The organism is Brachyspira catarrhinii, assembly GCF_005518285.1.
GTDB classification, from domain to species: Bacteria; Spirochaetota; Brachyspiria; order Brachyspirales; family Brachyspiraceae; genus Brachyspira; species Brachyspira catarrhinii.
This window is the reverse complement of the sequence record NZ_SJDU01000339.1, coordinates 1-2,482: the sequence shown is the minus strand read 5'-3', so window position 1 is coordinate 2,482 and position 2,482 is coordinate 1. Positions and strand designations below refer to the sequence as shown.

General features: G+C 24.8%; 1 protein-coding gene. It reads left to right on the top strand.

Annotation, left to right across the window (positions count from 1 at the left end; translation table 11 throughout):
* Positions 1–94 precede the first annotated feature (94 nt).
* On the top strand, positions 95–2,389 hold the full coding sequence (locus tag EZH24_RS10235) for an RNA ligase (RefSeq protein WP_137999037.1): 2,295 nt from the start codon (positions 95–97) through the stop codon (positions 2,387–2,389).
* The last annotated feature ends 93 nt before the right edge of the window (positions 2,390–2,482 follow it).

The following is a 2,482-nucleotide window of genomic DNA, read 5'->3' as shown; positions in this document are numbered from 1 at the left end:
AACAAAAAAATTATCTCTTCTATAAGATATTTTTATGATATTTATGATAAACTTAAATAATTAAAAAATAATTGAATATTAAAAGAGGTTTAAATTGAAAGTACTAATTATAACAGTAGGAGCTCAGGGAAGCGGTAAAAGTTATACAATAAAAAAAGCTAAACTTGAAAATTATAGTGTAAGTTCTGATAGTTTAAGAATATTATATTCGGGTATTTTTCCAGATGGAGAAAACGGGCTTTATATTTCGGAAAAAGATAATTCTTATATTTGGAATAATTTAATATTAAGCATATTAGAGAATAGATTTCGTTTGGGGCTATTTACTATATTAGACAGTACTGGACTTTTTAATTTGAAAAGTATTACAGAGCTTGCCAAAAAATACGGATACAGAATAGCGGCTGTCTTATTTGATAATGTATCTCTTAAAGAATGCATTAATAATGTAAGAAATAGAGATATAGGAAATAATATATCAGAAGAAGTTATAAAAGACTTTTTTATGCGTATGAAAGATTTTAAATTATCTGGAGCTAATATTTATAAGGCTTCAGATTATGACAGTGCTGAAACTGCATTGCTTGAGGCTTCTAAATGGGACAGTTTTTATTTAAATGAAAAAGAGTTTGAGAAATATGATAATATAAAAGTGATACCAGATTTGCATGGTGAATACGATGTATTTAAAAAATTTTTAGAAAAAGAGAATTATTTCAAAGATGAGAAAATAGCTTATATATTTGTAGGCGATTTGATAGACAGAGGAAGTAAATCAAAAGAGCTAATCGACTATTTTTTATACAATGATATACCAGATAATGTTTATTTTACTGAGGGAAATCATGATGCGAGTTTAAATTTCTTTGCTAATGATATAAAAATTATAAGTAATGATTTTTATAAAACTACTTATAGTGATATAAAAAAGGCATTTACAAGTATAAATAAAGTAAAAGATGATGATAATAATGTTACAGAAGATAAAATAATAGATGAAAGTGCATTATCCGATTATAAAAAGAAAATAAGAAGTTTTTATAAGAGATTCAGACTTTATTATTTTTTCACTTTTAAAGGTAAGAAATTTTTTATTAATCATTCAGGTATAGATAAAATGTACGAGCATATACCAGCTTCTCTTTTAAATGGCATTGTAACTTACGGATACAATTATGATGAAAACAAGTATAAATCCTATATAGAAGTAGGAAACAGATTTAAAGAAAATCACAATGATATTATTCAGATATTCGGTCATAGAAATGTTCTTCAGGAGGAATTAGAAGATAATTTATGCAAGATAAATGATAATGCCTATTGTATAGAAAACTCTGTTGAGTACGGAGAGGATTTGATAGTTTTGAGTTTGAATGATTTATCTGCAGAGCATTATCAAAATGATAAAAAAATAGATGATTTATCTAATACAGAAAATAATAATCTTGTACGCTTTAAATATTATGATACAGTTTATTCAACTAATTTTTCAGAGAGAGTGTTTTATAAAAAATTATGGAATGAACAGACTATTAAAGCAAGAGGATTATACAGATACAATGAATCAAATGAAATTGCTGGAAGAAGCTATGATAAATTTTTTAATTATGATGAAGTTAATGAAACTAAATTAAAAAGTTTAGAGAAAAATATAAAGTTTCCAGTAAGTGTATACAAAAAATATAACGGATACTTATTTTTGGTATTTTCGGATAAAACAAAAGATGAGTTAATATTTGCTACAAAAAGCTCTATCAATACAAAAATGACCTCTTGGGCAGAAAGCTTATTGACTGAAGAAAACAAAAACTTTATAAAAGAATATTGTAAAAAAAATAATACCACATTTGTATTTGAATGCATACACTTAAAAGATTCCACTCACCCTATTATTTATGATAAATCTTTTTTGGTTTTGCTTGATATTATATATAATGAAGAGAGTTTCAGAAAATTATCTTATGAAGAGTTATCAGATAAAGAAATATCATCAGAGTTTCAAATAAAAGAGAGAATAGAAATATTTGAAAAACCAGATGATAATATTTCAAGAGATGAATATAATAATTATATAGAAAAAATGTTTTACAAATATATTGATGATTTTTCTATAGACTATGAGGGAGTGGTATTTGAAGACAGTAATGGCTTTATGGTAAAAGTAAAATGTCCTTTCTATATTATTAAAAAGGCATTAAGGTCAGAGGCTATGCGTTTAAATAGATTAAGCCATTCATTAAATATTCATTATCCTAATCAGTATGTTATTTTTAGTGGAAATAAAATATTTAATAAATATAAAAGAGAAAATAAATTAAAAGAATGGAGAAGTCTTACTATAGATGATGTATTAAAAAGTTATAATGAAGTTTTAGATGAACTTAAATAAAATATGAATTAGTTTAATTTAATGAATCAATAATTTTTTAGGAGAATAAAAAATGCAGTATGTGAAGTTTGGCAGCAGAAGGGGAAAAGAAGG